Consider the following 16,042-nt stretch of genomic DNA (forward strand, 5'->3'; position numbering starts at 1 on the left):
ACAGTCGATCAACCAACGCGCCGCCACAGCACAGCAAACCATCGGTGGCGCGGGCAATTTAAGCCGAGCGAAGCAACCAAGCAAGCGCTCGGCCAGAAGAACCGGCAGCCGTTTACAAACCAAGCGCTTGCTTGGTAGTCTCGAGCCACCTTTGCCGGAGGGAACGCCATGCCCAAAACGATCCGAATCGGTTGCGCCAGCGCCTTTTGGGGCGATACCTGCACTGCGGCGGCGCAACTGGTCGAGGGCGGTGCGCTGGATTACCTGGTGTTCGACTATCTGGCCGAAGTCACGATGTCGATCATGGCCGGGGCGCGCCTGAAAGACGCTTCGAGCGGCTATGCCACGGACTTCATCGAGGTCCTCACCCCGCTGCTTCAGCGTTTGCACGATGATGGGATCCGCGTCATCAGCAACGCCGGCGGGGTCAATCCCCAGGCCTGTGCAAGGGCTTTGCAAGCAGCCTGCGACCAGGCCGGCGTAGCGTTGAAGATTGCCGTGCTGCTGGGGGATGACCTGCAACCGCAACACGAACGGCTCGCCGCCCAGGGCATCGGCGAGATGTTCAGCGGCGAGCCCCTGCCTCCCGCGTGTGTGTCCATCAACGCCTACCTCGGCGCGCCCGGCATCGTCGAGGCGCTGCGCCTGGGCGCCGATGTGGTGATCACCGGCCGCGTGGTGGACAGTGCCGTGGTCAGCGCCGCCCTGGTGCATGAGTTCGGCTGGGCCTGGGACGACTACGACAGGTTGGCCCAGGCCGCGCTCGCGGGCCATCTCATCGAGTGTGGCGCCCAGTGCACGGGCGGTAATTTTACCGACTGGCAGGCAGTGCCGGATTACGAGCACATCGGCTTTCCCATCGTCGAAGTCAGCGCCGATGGCCAGTTCATTGTCACCAAGACCGAAGGCAGCGGCGGGCTGGTTACGCCGCTGACCGTCGGCGAGCAGTTGCTCTACGAAATCGGCGACCCGCAAGGCTACCTGCTGCCCGACGTGATCTGCGATTTCAGCCAGGTCAGGTTGATCCAGCAGGGCAAGCACGCCGTGCGCGTCTACGGGGCCAGGGGCCTGCCGCCCGGCGACCGGTACAAGGTCTGCGCCACCTGGCTGGACGGCTGGCGCTGCACCGCCACCTGCCTGATCGCCGGCATCGATGCGGTGGCCAAGGCTGAACGGGTCAGCCAGTCGATCGTCGCCAAGACCTCGCAGCTGTTGCAACAGCGTGGCTGGGCGCCCTACAGCGAAGTGAACGTCGAACTGCTGGGCAGCGAAGCCACCTATGGCCAGCACGGCCGACGCCGGGACAGCCGTGAGGTGGTGATCAAGCTGGCGGTACGGCACCCGGATAAACAGCCGCTGGTGCTGTTTTCCAGGGAAATCGCCCAGGCCGCCACTGGCATGGCGCCGGGGCTGACCGGCCTGGTCGGTGGCCGGCCGACGGTGTCGCCGTTGATTCGCCTGTTCTCGTTCCTGATCGACAAAACCACCTGCCGGCTCGCCATCGAACTCGACGGCCAGCACCACCCTTGCTCCCTGCCCGCTTTCGAACCGCTGCACACCACCGATCTGCCGGTCGCCCCGGCCCCGCCCAAACCCCAGGGCCGGGCCGACGCCAGCGTGCCGCTGATCAAACTGGCGGTGGCGCGCTCCGGCGACAAGGGCAACCACAGCAACATTGGTGTGATCGCCCGGGAACCCGAATACCTGCCCTGGATCGCCGAGGCGCTGACCCCGGAGGTGATGGTCGACTGGATGAGCCACGTGTTCGACCCGCTGCTGGGCCGGGTCGAACGCTGGTACCTGCCGGGCACCCACAGTTTGAATTTCCTGTTGGAAAACGCCCTCGGTGGCGGCGGTGTCGCCAGCCTGCGCATCGATCCCCAGGGCAAGGCGTTCGCCCAGCAGTTGCTGGAGATTCAGATACCGGTGCCGCAACACATTGCCGATGAGGTCAACTAAGGGCGGTCGCCATGCTAGTCAGTCGAACAAATGACCAACCTGTTGAATTGAACCTGTGGCGAGGGGATTTATCCCCGCTGGGCTGCGCAGCAGCCCCAAAACAGTCAACTCATTTTTGCCTGACACACCAGGTCGCACGTATTTTGGGGCCGCTTCGCAGCCCAACGGGGATAAATCCCCTCGCCACAGGGTTCTACGCCAATCCGTTCCAACACGAGGAGTCTGCATGCCGGTCATCGAATCGTACCTGGATCCCCACAGCGCTGACTTCGCACGCAACCACGCGGCGATGCTGGCCGGTGTCGAACAACTGCGCCAACTCGAACGGGCCGTGCTGGCGAAAGCCGCCCAGGCCCAGGACAAGTTCGACCAGCGCGGCCAACTGTTGCCACGCCAGCGCCTGAACCTGCTGCTGGACCCCGGCGCGCCGTTCCTCGAGCTGGCGAGCCTGGCCGGCTACAAACTCCATGACGACAAGGACGGCAGCCAGGCCGGCGGCGGCCTGATCGCCGGGATCGGCTATGTGTCCGGGGTGCGGGCACTGGTGGTGGCCAACAACAGCGCGATCAAGGGCGGCACCATTTCCCCCAGCGGTTTGCACAAGACCCTGCGCCTGCAACAGATCGCCATGGAAAACAAACTGCCGGTCATCACCCTCGCCGAAAGTGGCGGCGCCAATCTCAATTACGCGGCGCAGATTTTCGTCGAAGGCGCGCGCTGCTTCGCCAATCAGGCACGCATGTCGGCCATGGGCCTGCCGCAGATCACCGTCGTGCATGGCTCGGCCACGGCCGGTGGCGCTTATCAGCCGGGTTTGTCGGATTACGTGGTGGTGGTGCGCGACAAGGCGCGGCTGTTCCTGGCCGGGCCGCCGTTGCTCAAGGCCGCGACCGGCGAAGTGGCCAGCGAAGAGGAACTGGGTGGTGCGCTGATGCACGTGCAGGTGGCCGGCACTGCCGAATACCTGGCGGAGAACGACGCCGATGGCATACGCCTGGCCCGGGAAATCCTCGATTTGCTGCCCTGGAATGCACAATTGCCGCCACAGCCCGAACGGACCTGGACGGAGCCGCTCTACCCCACCGAGGAATTATTGGGACTGGTGCCCGACGACCCGAAGAAGCCCTATGACGTGGTGGAAATCATCGCCCGCATCGCCGACGGCTCGTATTTCCTGGCCTTCAAAAGCGAATTCGACACCCAGACGATTTGCGGCCACCTGCACATCCGCGGCCATGCCTGCGGCCTGATCGGCAACAACGGCCCCATCACGCCACAGGGCGCGGCCAAGGCCGCGCAATTCATCCAGTTGTGTGATCAGAGCCGCACGCCGCTGCTGTTCTTGCACAACACCACCGGGTTCATGGTCGGCACCGAGTCAGAGCGACAAGGGGTGATCAAGCATGGCGCCAAGATGATCCAGGCCGTGGCCAATGCCCGGGTGCCCAAGCTGACCGTCGTGGTGGGCGGCTCCTATGGTGCCGGCAACTACGCCATGTGCGGCCGCGGGCTTGACCCGCGCTTCATCTTCGCCTGGCCCAACAGCCACACCGCCGTGATGGGCGGCGCCCAGGCCGGCAAGGTCCTGCGGATGGTCACCGAGGCCACGCAACTCAAGAACGGCCTGAGCCCCGACCCGAAGATGCTGGACCTGCTCGAGCAAACCACCGCGCAGCAACTCGACAGCCAATCCACCGCCCTCTACGGCAGCGCCAGCCTGTGGGACGACGGGCTCATCGACCCGCGCGACACTCGCACTTTGCTGGGCGTGCTGCTGGACATCTGTCACGAGGCCGAGCAGCGCCCCTTGCAAGCCAACAGCTTCGGCGTGGCCCGCTTCTGAGCGCAACCTCCAGGAGAACAATAAAAATGATCTTCACCCAGGAACACGAAGCACTGCGGCGCACCGTCCGCCAGTTTGTCGACCACGACATCAATCCCTACGTCGACGAATGGGAACGGGCCGGGCGTTTCCCCATCCACGAGATTTTCCGCAAGGCCGGCGAGCTGGGCCTGCTGGGTATTTCCAAGCCGCAGGCCTTCGGCGGCATGGGCCTGGACTACAGCTATTCGATCGTCGCGGCCGAGGAATTCGGCACTATTCATTGCGGCGGCGTGCCGATGTCCATCGGCGTGCAAACCGACATGTGCACCCCGGCCCTGGCCCGTTTCGGCTCCGACGAGTTGCGTGAAGCGTTCCTGCGCCCGGCCATTCGCGGCGAACAAGTGGGCTGCATCGGCGTCTCGGAAGTCGGTGCCGGCTCCGATGTCGCCGGCCTCAAGACCACGGCGCGCAAGGACGGCGACGACTACGTCATCAATGGCAGCAAGATGTGGATCACCAATGCGCCGAGCGCTGACTTCATCTGCCTGTTGGCGAATACCTCGGACGACAAGCCCCACGTCAACAAATCGCTGATCATGGTGCCGATGCGCAGCGCCGGCATCAGCCTCGGCCAGCACCTGGACAAACTCGGCATGCGCAGCTCGGAAACCGCCCAGGTGTTTTTCGACGACGTGCGGGTGCCACAACGCAATCGCATCGGCCAGGAAGGTGCCGGGTTCATGATGCAGATGCTGCAATTCCAGGAAGAACGCCTATTCGGCGCAGCCAACATGCTCAAGGGCCTGGAGCATTGCATCGACAGCACCATCGAGTACTGCAAGGAGCGCAAGACCTTCGGCACGGCCCTGATCGACAACCAGGTGATCCACTTCCGCCTGGCGGAACTGGCCAGCGAAATCGAATGCCTGCGGGCGCTGGTCTACCAGGCCACCGAGCAGTACATCCATGGCCAGGATGTCACGCGACTGGCCTCGATGGCCAAGCTCAAGGCCGGACGCCTGGCCCGGGAAACCACCGACAGTTGCCTGCAATACTGGGGCGGCATGGGCTTCATGTGGGACAACCCGGTCGCCCGCGCCTATCGCGACGTACGGCTGGTGTCCATCGGTGCCGGCGCGGACGAAATCATGCTGGGCATCATCTGCAAGCTCATGGGCATTTTGCCGGGGAAGAACAAGTGAGCGGTTTGCCTGACAGGCTGCTATCGCGAGCAAGCTCGCTCCCACATTTTCACCACTCACTGTGGGAGCGAGCTCGCTCGCGATGAGGCCCGAACAAACACCACACCCCAGGAATGCCCCCATGCCCGCCTTCAGCAAAATCCTCATCGCCAACCGCGGCGAAATCGCCTGTCGCATCCAGCGCACCGCCCAGGCCCTGGGTTATCGCACGGTCGCGGTGTTCAGCGAGGCCGACGCCGATGCGCTGCATGTGCGCATGGCCGATGAAGCCGTACTGATCGGCCCGGCCCCGGTGCAGCAGTCCTACCTCGACCCCTTGGCCATTCTCGAGGCGGCCCGGCGCAGCGGCGCCGATGCGATCCACCCTGGCTACGGCTTCCTTTCGGAAAATGCAGGGTTCGCCCACGCCTGCGCGCAGGCCGGCCTGGTTTTCATCGGCCCCAGCCCCGAGGCCATCGAGCTGATGGGCAGCAAGCGTCGCGCAAAAATCGCCATGATCCAAGCCGGTGTTCCCTGCATTGCCGGTTACCAGGGCGCCGCCCAGGACGACGACACGCTGCAACGCGAAGCCGGGCACATCGGCTACCCGCTGATGATCAAGGCCAGTGCCGGTGGCGGCGGCCGCGGCATGCGCCTGGTCCAGCGCGCCGAGGGGCTGCTGGAGCAGTTGCGCAGCGCACGCTCGGAAGCCCTGCACGGCTTCGGCAGCGACGAGTTGATCCTCGAACAAGCCTTGATCGATCCGCGGCATGTGGAAGTGCAGATCTTCGGCGACCACCACGGCCAGTTGATCCACCTGGGCGAACGGGATTGCTCGATCCAGCGGCGTCACCAGAAAATCATCGAGGAAGCGCCCTGCCCGGTCATGACCGCCGACCTGCGCCGGGCCATGGGCGAGGCGGCACTCAAGGCGGGACGCGCAGTGAATTACGTCGGTGCCGGGACCGTGGAATTCCTGCTCGCGGCGGACGGTCGGTTTTACTTCCTGGAGATGAACACGCGCCTGCAGGTCGAACACCCGGTCACCGAGTTGATCACCGGCCTGGACCTGGTGGCCTGGCAATTGGACGTCGCCGCCGGCAGGCCGCTGCCCCTGCGCCAGGAGCAGGTGACGCTCAGCGGCCATGCCCTGCAAGTGCGGTTGTACGCCGAGGATCCAGCGGCGGATTTCCTGCCCCAGACCGGGCGCTTGGTTGGCTGGGAGCCCCCCATCCGCGACGGTGTGCGAGTCGACCATGGCCTGCTGCAGGGCCAGGCCATCACGCCGTTCTACGATTCGATGCTGGGCAAACTCATCGTCCACGGCGCCACCCGTGACGAAGCACGCCGCAAACTGTTGCGAGCGGTGGAGGAATGCGTGCTGCTTGGGGTCCAGAGCAACCAGCGCTTGCTCGCCAGCTTGCTGGCGCATCCAAGGTTCATCGACGGTGACTTCAACACCGGCTTCATCGGCCAGCATTTTGCCAATCATGCGGCGCTTCTGCCCCTTGAGCCCTCGGCCGAACAACTGGCCATCGCCACCGCGGCGTTTTATCAGGCATCGCAGGCACGGCATGCACCCGGCCTGGGCGGATGGCGCAGCAGCATCGGCACGGCGCTGACTTATCGGATCGGCGTCGGGGAACGTGACTGGGTGCTGAGCCTTGAAACCGAAACCGACGGGACACTGAACATCCGCAGTGACGGGCGCCTGGTCGAACTGAGGCTGCTCGACGTTGATGCGCAGGGCGCAACGCTGGTCATCGACGGGATTCGCCAGCGCCACGCCTGGCGCCTCGAAGGCCACGATCTCTGGCTGTCCACCCGCCCCGGCGGCCTGCACTTGCAAGACCGGACCCTGGCCCCTGTCGCCAGCAAGGCCAGTGCCGGTGCCAGTACGCTCCTGGCGCCCATGGACGGTGCCATTGTCGAGGTACTGGTCAGCGAAGGCAGTCCGGTGCGCCAAGGCCAACTGCTGATGGTGCTGGAAGCGATGAAAATGGAACACCCACTCAAGGCAGGCATCGACGGGGTGGTCAGGCAATTGCAGGTCACGCCGGGTGATCAGGTGAGAAAACGCCAGGTTTTGTTGCGCGTTGAAACAGCCCACTAGTCGGATGCCTGGGGTTTGACTACGCTCAAACCCATCAGCACGCCGATACCGGGAACACTGCAATGCCTCACTGGCTGGTGATTGATCTGGAGGCCACCACCGATGAAGGTGGCTGGCCGGTAACCGAAATGGAAATTATCGAGATCGGCGCCACGCTGGTGAGTCGTGACGGCCGCGAAGTGGATCATTTCCAGCGCTTCGTGCGGCCCCTGAGACGACCGCTGCTCACGCCTTTCTGTCGCGAACTGACCCACATCACCCAGGCCAGTATCGACGGCGCCGCGCCCTTGACCGAGGTCTGGCCGGCGTTCGAGCGCTGGCTGGCGCCGTATCATCCGAAGCTGGAAAGCTGGGTCAGTTGGGGCGACTACGACCGCAAGCAACTGCTTCAGGAATGGCAGCGCCAGCAGTTACACAGCGTCCTCGCCCAGGTGCCGCACATGAACCTCAAGCAACGCTTCGCCAAGGCCCGTCGGCTGGAACGACCGCTGGGGCTCAATGGCGCGCTGCAACTGGCCGGCCTGCAATTTTGCGGGCAGCAGCACCGCGCCCTGGAAGATGCCCGCAATACCGCGCGGTTGTTGCCTCTGGTGCTTCCGGGTTGAGCGGCATCTACCTCCCGGCGCGGCAGATGACGAATGTTGCAGCCTTGTGCATACTGGCCGGCCTTTTTCAGCCCCTTTTTCGAGGAATCGCCCATGTTTAAAGTCAACGAGTACTTCGACGGCACCGTCAAGTCGATCGCTTTTGGCACTGCCGAAGGCCCCGCGACCATCGGCGTCATGGCACCGGGCGAATATGAGTTCGGCACGGCCCAACGGGAAATCATGCACGTCGTCTCCGGCGCCCTGACCGTGAAGCTGCCCGACAGCACCGATTGGGAAACCTTCGCGGCTGGCAGCCAGTTCAATGTACCGGCCAACAGCAAGTTCCAGCTCAAAGTGGCCGTCGACACCGCTTACCTGTGTGAATACCGCGGCTGATTCTGTGGCATAGATACGCCGCTCATCTGTGGCGAGGATAAATCCCCTCGCCACAGATTTTTGTTCACGGTTCTGTTTATTCGAGCACTTCAACCGGCATGCCGACTTCAAGCCGACCGTTGCTGTCGTTGACCAGGTTCTGGCCGAACATCGCACCGTCCGGCGTCGAACGGTATTGCTGCAACGTGGCGAAGGGTTCGCGACCAGGATCGCGTTCGCCGGTGTGCGGATCGACCGTGGTCATGATGCAACGCGAGCAGGGCTTGACCAGCCGGAACTCCACCTCGCCGATACGAATACGCTTCCAACCGTCCTCGGCAAACGCCTCGCTGCCCTCCACCACCAGGTTGGGACGAAAGCGCAACATCTCCAGCGAGCGGCCGACACGGCTCGACAGGTCCTGCAATGAGGCCTGGCCAATCAGCAGCAGGGGGAAACCATCGGCAAAGGCGACCTTGTCGTCATCCTTGCCATAACCGGCGGCGGTGGTGCGCGCCAGTTCCACCGGCACGTGCACCAGCCGCGTGGGGTTGCCGATGAATTCGCTGACCCAGGCCGCAGCCTCATCACCGGCATCCGGCACACGCAAGGTGTCACGCCAGATGATCACGCCGCGCCGTCGTTCTTGCTGGGTGGGTGGCAGCGGCACGTCGATGGCGCCATGGCCCGGCGCGCTGAGCGTCAGGCCACCCGCCTCGTTCCACAAGGCAGAAAGCTGGCTCATCTTCGCCACGGCGCGCTGGGTCAGGAACCGCCCCGTGCCCTCATCCACCAGCATCCAGCGCCGATCACCGTCCAGCCCTAGCTTGTCCAGGCCGATTTGCTGCAGGGGCTGACCCTTGCCGGACTTCAACGGATACCGATACAGCGCGCTCAGCCGCAACATGGTCAACTTCCCTGGTGGCAAAAAAATGCCACCTTATACGAGCCGGCCATTGAAGCAAACCACCATCGGTTTCAGTCGAGCATCAGCCGCTGGCGCACCACGTCGACCAGCTTGTCCGGCTGGAATTTGGAGAGGAAGTTGTCGCAACCGACCTTCTTGACCATCGAATCGTTGAAGCTGCCGGACAGCGAGGTGTGCAGTACGACATAGAGCCCACGCAAACGCGGGTCGTTACGGATTTCGGTGGTCAAGCGGTAGCCGTCCATTTCCGGCATTTCCGCGTCGGTGAAGATCATCAGCAATTTGTCGGTCATGACCTCGCCGGTATCGGCCCAGGCCTTGAGCATGTTCAGGGCCTTCAGGCCGTCGCTGGCGATGTGCATTTTCACGCCCAGTTGGCCCAGGGTGTCACGCAATTGCGAGAGCGCGACGTTGGAGTCGTCCACCAGCAGCACTTCGCGGCCACGGGCACGCTCCAGCACCGGGTCTTCGAGTTTGTCCCGGGAGACCTTGGCGTTGTACGGCACGATTTCGGCCAGGACTTTTTCCACGTCGATGATTTCCACCAACTGATCGTCCACCTTGCTGATGGCGGTCAGGTAGTGCTCGCGGCCGGCGCTGGTCGGCGGCGGCAGGATGGCTTCCCAGTTCATGTTGACGATGCGGTCGACACCGCCCACCAGGAACGCCTGAACCGAACGGTTGTATTCGGTCACGATAATGGTGCTGTTGGCGCCCGGCACCAGTGGACGCATGCCAATGGCCTGGGACAGGTCGATCACCGGCAGCGTCTGGCCTCGCAGATTGACCACGCCGCACACGAACGGGTGGCGTTGCGGCATCAGGGTCAACTTCGGCAGTTGCAGGACTTCCTGGACCTTGAACACGTTAATGGCAAACAACTGCCGACCCGCCAGGCGAAACATGAGAATTTCCAGGCGATTCTCACCCACCAGTTGGGTTCGTTGATCTACTGTGTCGAGAATGCCGGCCATCGATGACTCCTGGGCTTGTTCGGATGAATCCAATAAAACCGATATCGGCCGCACGAACCGATTCTTGACCCCGGATTAAAATACACGCGGGGAATTGATATCACATTAACATCATGCTTTACTGGCTTCACGATTTCATCTGCCATTTAATCCCGCTGCGCGACTCCGGTTTGCGCACTAAGTTCCCCTGTCTAAGGGATTCCCCTAGGCACAATCAGGTCCAACCTGATATTCCCGTTATCCAATAGCCATTAATGTGACGCCATTCTCATTGCTGAACGGAGTCAGGCTTTTGTGCGCGACCACAGGACATCGGACCTGCAGCCTTTCGGCCGATCCCACCCGTGTAATCGTTTACGAATTCACCTTCGCTGAACGGCACGGGCGTGTATTCGCGCGTCCGTCCACGGTCGACCTTGAGATCCAGCCGTTCGCCATACGCGGTTTCCTTTCGCCTGACATGATGTTGTGGAGATAAGCATGCCGAACGATCGTAGGAACTGGAGTCAACGTCTTCCCGAACTTCTGATCGAGGCCGAGACACTGCTGGCCAAGTCGGAGGAATGCCTGAGCCATCTGCAATTGATCAACAATGACAAGGACGCCATCGATTGCATGCTCAGCACCTTGCTGAAACTGGCAAACAAGACCAATGCCCTGGCGCTGGAAGCCGTTTCGGAGTTTTCCCTGCATATCCATGGCTTGCTCAGCCATGCGCAAAACCACATGGAATTGCATGACCAGGCCCTGGATGCCTTGAAGGATTGCTTCACCCTGATGGCTTGGCAATTGGAACTGGTCGATCACACCACCGGCCAGTTGAGCCTGGACAACAGCGAACAAACGTCCTTGATCGAGGCATTCGCTTTCCAGGTCGGCCAGAGTCCCGACCAGGCATTGGCCGCGTCACGTCCGCTGGCGTTGGTGTCTTATCCCCAGAAACAAGCCTGACACGATGGCAATGCGCCTGCTCCCCAGTGCTTTCACGGCACCATGCCGAGCGCGACCAACGATAGGCGAAGTGGTACTATCTCCCGCGTCAGCCACTTCCAGGCAGCGCCGTAATAGCCGCCAACCGAAGCAGCCTTCGACCTGAAACGTTTACCCGACCCGGCCTGTCAGATGAGCTGACCGGCCTGCCCGCAGCGAACATTCATTGGCTCCATCCGCTATGCACGCCAGCCTCAAGTCATTCATCACCTGGCCTCCCTCCCGAGAAAACGCCCGTCGCTTCACATTATTATTGTGCGTGTGCTCGACCCTCGGCTGCCTGCTGACCTACCTGTACGCCCACACGGTGCCGCTGGGCCTGCTGGCCCTGAATGTCGCGGCCTTGAGCTGTGTCTGGATCCACCATCGATTGTCGCGCAAGTCCATCAAGTTCCAGCCCCAGGAGCTGGCCGACCGGTTGCTCGAGGTCCAGGAGAATGAGCGCCATCGGCTCAGCCGCGAATTGCATGACGACATTGGCCAATTGCTGACCGCGGCGAAACTGCAAGGCGAATGGCTCAAGCGTCGGATGCCGGAAGAATTGCAAGGTCAGTGCGCGCTCCTGTGCGAAACCCTGGACGAAACCCTCAACAAGGTCCGCGACGTATCGGCGATCCTCAACCCCAGGGAGCTGACCAGCCTCGGGCTTGAGGCCAGCCTGCGGGCGCACCTGCTCAAGACGCTGGCCAACGCCCCGGTGAAGTGGAGCCTCGATTGCCAGCAGCGCATGACGGGTATCCCGGAGGAGATGTCGGTCGCGGTGTTCCGGATCACCCAGGAAGCAGTCACCAATATCTTGCGCCATGCCCGGGCGACGAATCTGCTGGTACGCCTGCAACGCCTGCCCGACGGCCTGACCCTGCTGATCAGCGACGACGGCCTGGGATTTGTCCCGGCCAGCCACCCCGCTCGCGAAGGCCAACGGGGCATGGCCGGCATGTCGGAGCGGGTCGAACAATTGGGCGGCACCCTCAAGGTCGTGAGCGAGGCCGGCAAAGGCACGCACATCGAAGCACGCTTTCCCTGGGCACCGCGTGCCCTGGAACGAGCCAGTAAGAATAAGGTTTTCCTTTGATTTGTAATTTGCTCCTGGTAGACGACCATTCCCTGATCAGGGCCGGCGTACGAGCTCTGGTCATGGATATCCCGGACTATGCCGTGATCGGCGAAGCCAATGACGGCACACAATTGGTGGAGCTGGTAGAACGACTGAACCCCGACATCGTGCTACTGGACATTTCCATGAAGGACACCAGCGGCCTGGATGCCTTGCAACAACTCAAGCGGGTGCGCCCCCACAGCAAGGTGCTGATCCTGTCGATGCATACGGATCCTGCGTTGATCATGCAGGCGCTGGAATCAGGCGCCCATGGCTACCTGCTCAAGGACACCACCGCCACCGAGCTGAGACACGCCCTGGAAGCGCTGCGCAATGACGAACGCTACCTGAGCCCGGCCATCGCCCACACGGTGATCAACCAGGCGCTGACCCGTGTCCAGAAACATCAGCCGGACCCTGCCCAGGCCCATAACCTGACGGCACGCCAGCTGGAAATTCTGCGACTGATCGTGCGCGGCAAATCCACTCGGGAAATTGCCAATGGGCTGAACCTGAGCGTCAAGACCGTGGAAACCCACCGGGCGCAAGTCATGAAGCGCTTGCAGATCCATGACGTGGCCGGTCTTGTGCTGTTCGCGGTGCGTGAGCAAATCATCAGCCTGGATGACTGAGCGCCGTCGCACCGCCCAACAGCGACGAATCGGACGGCAGGTGCAGCCGCAGCGTCTTCGGACGGACAGTGAAGCGCAGGGTGTCGACCTGCAACGGTTCGCCATCGAGATTGATGTCCAGGCCTTGCGCGACCTTGATTTCCACCCATGGCAAGCGCGCACGGACAAACATGTTGTCGATGCCCAGGCCGCCTGCGAGCAAATCCTTCAACGTACTGACCACTTCCTGGGGCGCCGGCAGGATGCTGATGTCCAGCAACCCATCATCAGCCAACGCTTGCGGGCACAGCACATGGCCTCCCCCCGCCTGCCGGCCATTACCGATGCCCAGCGCGAGCAAATCGCCCTGCCAGTAAAAATCGGGACCCTGCAACTCACCATAGGCGGTACTCAGTTCACTGAATCGAGACAGGCCCGTGAACAGGTAGGCGGCGCCGCCCAAGACCTTCTTGAGATCCTCGGAGGTGTTCGCCGTCACCTGGCTGCCAAAACCGCCGGTGGCCATGTTCAGGAAAATCCGCCCACCGACTTCCCCCACATCAACGGCCTGGGGCGCAACGTCCAATAGATCCAGGGCCTGCGCGGGTTCCAACGGAACACCCGCCGCCCGGGCGAAATCATTGGCCGTGCCCAGCGGCAGCAATACCAGGCTGGCATCGCTGGACTTGTGGACGATCGCCTCGGCGATATCACGCAAGGTTCCATCACCGCCGCCAGCGATCAGTCGCGTATAACCGGCATCCAGGGCTTCATCGACGCATCGCTGGGCATCACCGGCTTCCCAGGTCAACCGTACCGCCAGCTCCCAGCCCTGTTCGCGCTTGAGCATCACTGCCGAGCGAACCTCTTCGTTGAGCGCTTGCTTGCCATGCAGAATCAACAGCGCCTTGCCTTTGCTCATCGTGGTCTCCGTCATTGGAAGGTTCAGGCATGGGACCGCTCATTGGCGCGAAAAAGCCCGGCGCGTCTCAATTTATTCAACGAACAGGACGACTGGTCCGATCGACACGCACTGATTCGAAGAGTTTTCTTACAAGATCTGGCGAATCAGCTCAATTGACCCTCTAGCGGTATTGAGACACCTTGGCTTCATGTTTTGCTGGATCGCTTAAACCCTCATCACACAAGGAAGCATTCTCCCATGGATGGATACGTCACGGCCCGCAGGGGCCGGATCAGTCGCTCGAACAGTTATGGCCAAGGGGATGGACCGTCCCATGCATAACCGTGAATACAAGCTGTCGCCCCGGCAGCTCGCGTCCTTTGGAAGCGGGCGCGCCGATACTCGAAACGAATGCAAAAGTTGCAGTAATCCCGTTGGAGGAATTGATTTGGAACCGCGCGTCGTTGAACTGGAAACCCACCTCAAATACATCCGCAAAGACATGGATGAAATACGCACCGACGTCAAGGTGATCCGCCACAGGCTGGCCTATTCGGCTGGCGCCGCGGCGGTGGTACTCGGTCTGCTGGGCTGGATTGCCAACAATCGATTCGATCAGTTGGTGATGCTGCTCACGCGATAAAGGTGAGGCGCACAAAAGGCCCGAGCGTCCAACTCGGGCCGGAGAACACCTGCCATGTGCTAGCCCAGGATTTCGCTCAAGGGAATGAAGCCCACTTCGTTGCCCTCCACCAGCGTCTGCCCTTCGAGCACCTCGACCAACCCGTCGGCCCAGGCCGCGCTGCGCAGGACACCCGAGCTCTGGTTTCGGTAGATGATCGCTCGACCATTCTCCATACGGCCTCGCAGGTATTCTCGGCGACTGCCCGCCTTTGGCCAGGCGAAACCGGCCGGCACCTTGAACTTGAGCGGCGCCACCGACTGAACGCCTTGGCGTCTCAATAGGTAAGGCCTTGCCAGCAAGGCGAACGTCACGAGGGTCGAAGCGGGGTTTCCAGGCAGGCCTATGACCGGCACGCCACGGTAATGCCCGCACGTCAACGGCTTACCCGGTTTGATGGCGAGTTTCCACAGCGCCAGCTCGCCATCCTCGCGCAAGGCGATACCCAGGAAGTCCGCCTCCCCCACCGATACCCCGCCGGTGGACAGGATCAGATCGACATCCGACAACTGTGCCAGGCGCTCACGGGTGGCCGACAAATCGTCGGGCAGGATACCCGCGTCAACCACCTCGCAGCCCATGCGTTGCAGCCAGCCACACAGCAGCACGCGGTTGCTGTTATAGATCTGGCCAGGACCCAACACCTGACCGGGCTCGACCAGTTCATCGCCCGTGGACAGGACGGCGACGCGGGCCTTGCGCACCACGTCCAGCGACGCACAGCCCAAGGATGCCGCCAAGCCCAGCTCGATCGGCCCCAGGCGAGTCCCGGCAGAAAGGACTTGCTCGCCAACAGTGGTCTCCTGTCCCTGGGGACGAATGTTCTGCCCACTGACCATCGGCTCGGTAAACCGCACCCGCTGGTCGCTTTCAACCACGGCGTTTTCCTGCATCTCGACGCAATCGGCGCCGGCAGGGACTGGCGCCCCCGTGAAGATCCGCGCGCAGGTACCAACGGCCAACGGCTCCGGAGCCTGGCCGGCGAAAATCCGCTGGCTGACCACCAACGGCTCGCCGTTCCAGTCCGCCAACCGCAGGGCATAGCCATCCATGGCACTGTTGGGCCATGGCGGCAAATCAAGGGTCGAGACCAGATCCTCGGCGAGCACTCGCCCTGACGCCGCGGCCAAAGGCAAATGTTCGCGCTGAACGATCGGCGTGGCCGCCGCCATCTCGAGCAGCCGCTCCAACGCCACTTCGACGGCCATCAAGGCGCCGGCCTTGCCCGGTTTACCCACGGGATTCACAAGGCGCGGCCTGTTTCAAATGGGCAACGAAGTTGCACGGACGATGCCGCACATCCAATTGTTCGGCCAGGATCCCATCCCATCCGGTACGTACCGCGTTGGTCGACCCCGGCAGGCAACATACCAGCGTGCCATTGGCCAGGCCCGCCAGCGCGCGGGACTGCACAGTGGAAGTGCCAATGTCGGCCACTGATATTTGCCGGAACAACTCGCCAAACCCGTCGACCTGCTTGTCCAGCAGACACGTGACGGCTTCCGGCGTGCTGTCACGCCCCGTGAAGCCGGTGCCGCCGGTGATCAGCACCACTTGCACCACGTCTTCGGCAATCCAGGTCGCGACTTGCGCCCGGATCTTGTACAAATCATCTTTGAGCAGGACCCGCGCCGCCAGGTTGTGGCCGGCCGCCTTGAGCCGATCGACGAAGACCTGCCCGGACGTATCGGTTTCCAGGGTACGGGTGTCACTGACTGTCAGCACCGCGATATTGAGCGGCACGAAAGGTACATCAGCCTTGGCTTTCATAGGCTCGTCCAGTTGTGGAGGAAACAGCCCGGTGTTATATCACA

General features: G+C 62.4%; 15 protein-coding genes. 10 read left to right on the forward strand and 5 right to left on the reverse strand.

Features of this window, described 5'->3' with window-relative positions:
* Positions 1–168 precede the first annotated feature (168 nt).
* The 6 genes from BLP82_RS08930 to BLP82_RS08955 all read left to right on the forward strand — a co-directional run bounded on the left by BLP82_RS08930 (position 169) and on the right by BLP82_RS08955 (position 8,061).
* A complete protein-coding gene (locus BLP82_RS08930; protein ID WP_092166787.1) occupies positions 169–1,959 on the forward strand; it encodes an acyclic terpene utilization AtuA family protein in 1,791 nt (596 codons plus the stop codon).
* A gap of 226 nt (positions 1,960–2,185) precedes the next feature.
* Positions 2,186–3,802 (forward strand): geranyl-CoA carboxylase subunit beta, encoded by a 1,617-nt coding sequence (atuC, locus tag BLP82_RS08935; RefSeq protein WP_092166788.1) that lies wholly within the window; start codon positions 2,186–2,188, stop codon positions 3,800–3,802.
* Between the two features lie 26 nt (positions 3,803–3,828).
* Positions 3,829–4,986: a citronellyl-CoA dehydrogenase gene (atuD, locus tag BLP82_RS08940; protein WP_092166799.1), complete on the forward strand. Its 1,158-nt coding sequence runs from the start codon at positions 3,829–3,831 to the stop codon at positions 4,984–4,986.
* Positions 4,987–5,107: 121 nt separating this feature from the next.
* A complete protein-coding gene (locus tag BLP82_RS08945; RefSeq protein WP_092166800.1) occupies positions 5,108–7,078 on the forward strand; it encodes an acetyl/propionyl/methylcrotonyl-CoA carboxylase subunit alpha in 1,971 nt (656 codons plus the stop codon).
* A 62-nt stretch (positions 7,079–7,140) separates the two neighbouring features.
* Entirely contained in the window at positions 7,141–7,683 is a 543-nt protein-coding gene (locus tag BLP82_RS08950) for a 3'-5' exonuclease (RefSeq protein WP_092166801.1), read from the forward strand.
* 93 nt (positions 7,684–7,776) lie between these two features.
* Positions 7,777–8,061, forward strand: coding sequence for a pyrimidine/purine nucleoside phosphorylase (locus BLP82_RS08955; RefSeq protein ID WP_003183665.1), 285 nt, complete (start codon positions 7,777–7,779; stop codon positions 8,059–8,061).
* A 76-nt stretch (positions 8,062–8,137) separates the two neighbouring features.
* Here the strand turns inward: BLP82_RS08955 and BLP82_RS08960 are convergent, their stop codons facing one another.
* Positions 8,138–8,947: an MOSC domain-containing protein gene (locus BLP82_RS08960; protein WP_092166802.1), complete on the reverse strand. Its 810-nt coding sequence runs from the start codon at positions 8,945–8,947 to the stop codon at positions 8,138–8,140.
* A 71-nt stretch (positions 8,948–9,018) separates the two neighbouring features.
* A complete protein-coding gene (locus BLP82_RS08965) occupies positions 9,019–9,942 on the reverse strand; it encodes a chemotaxis protein CheV (RefSeq protein ID WP_053120553.1) in 924 nt (307 codons plus the stop codon).
* A 480-nt stretch (positions 9,943–10,422) separates the two neighbouring features.
* Between BLP82_RS08965 and BLP82_RS08970 the strand changes: the two genes are divergently transcribed.
* The 3 genes from BLP82_RS08970 to BLP82_RS08980 all read left to right on the forward strand — a co-directional run bounded on the left by BLP82_RS08970 (position 10,423) and on the right by BLP82_RS08980 (position 12,663).
* Positions 10,423–10,893, forward strand: a complete 471-nt coding sequence (locus tag BLP82_RS08970; protein ID WP_060738514.1) for a hypothetical protein — start codon at positions 10,423–10,425, stop codon at positions 10,891–10,893.
* A 220-nt stretch (positions 10,894–11,113) separates the two neighbouring features.
* Entirely contained in the window at positions 11,114–12,007 is an 894-nt protein-coding gene (locus tag BLP82_RS08975; RefSeq protein WP_092166803.1) for a sensor histidine kinase, read from the forward strand.
* A complete protein-coding gene (locus tag BLP82_RS08980; protein WP_092166804.1) occupies positions 12,004–12,663 on the forward strand; it encodes a response regulator in 660 nt (219 codons plus the stop codon). Before BLP82_RS08975 ends, BLP82_RS08980 begins: the two co-directional genes overlap by 4 nt.
* On the opposite strand, the gene yegS is transcribed toward BLP82_RS08980, so the two are convergent.
* A complete protein-coding gene (gene yegS / locus BLP82_RS08985) occupies positions 12,647–13,564 on the reverse strand; it encodes a lipid kinase YegS (RefSeq protein ID WP_092166805.1) in 918 nt (305 codons plus the stop codon). The genes BLP82_RS08980 and yegS overlap by 17 nt on opposite strands.
* 316 nt (positions 13,565–13,880) lie before the next feature.
* Between yegS and BLP82_RS31575 the strand changes: the two genes are divergently transcribed.
* Positions 13,881–14,189, forward strand: a complete 309-nt coding sequence (locus BLP82_RS31575; protein WP_256326538.1) for a hypothetical protein — start codon at positions 13,881–13,883, stop codon at positions 14,187–14,189.
* A 59-nt stretch (positions 14,190–14,248) separates the two neighbouring features.
* On the opposite strand, the gene glp is transcribed toward BLP82_RS31575, so the two are convergent.
* Both glp and moaB read right to left on the reverse strand, forming a co-directional pair.
* Positions 14,249–15,436: a molybdopterin molybdotransferase MoeA gene (gene glp / locus BLP82_RS08995; RefSeq protein WP_170842290.1), complete on the reverse strand. Its 1,188-nt coding sequence runs from the start codon at positions 15,434–15,436 to the stop codon at positions 14,249–14,251.
* Positions 15,437–15,458: 22 nt separating this feature from the next.
* Positions 15,459–15,998 (reverse strand): molybdenum cofactor biosynthesis protein B, encoded by a 540-nt coding sequence (moaB, locus tag BLP82_RS09000; protein ID WP_092166813.1) that lies wholly within the window; start codon positions 15,996–15,998, stop codon positions 15,459–15,461.
* Positions 15,999–16,042 lie beyond the last annotated feature (44 nt).

Origin of the sequence: Pseudomonas sp. NFACC37-1, assembly GCF_900101575.1 — a bacterium.
Taxonomy (GTDB): Bacteria; Pseudomonadota; Gammaproteobacteria; order Pseudomonadales; family Pseudomonadaceae; genus Aquipseudomonas; species Aquipseudomonas fluorescens_AA.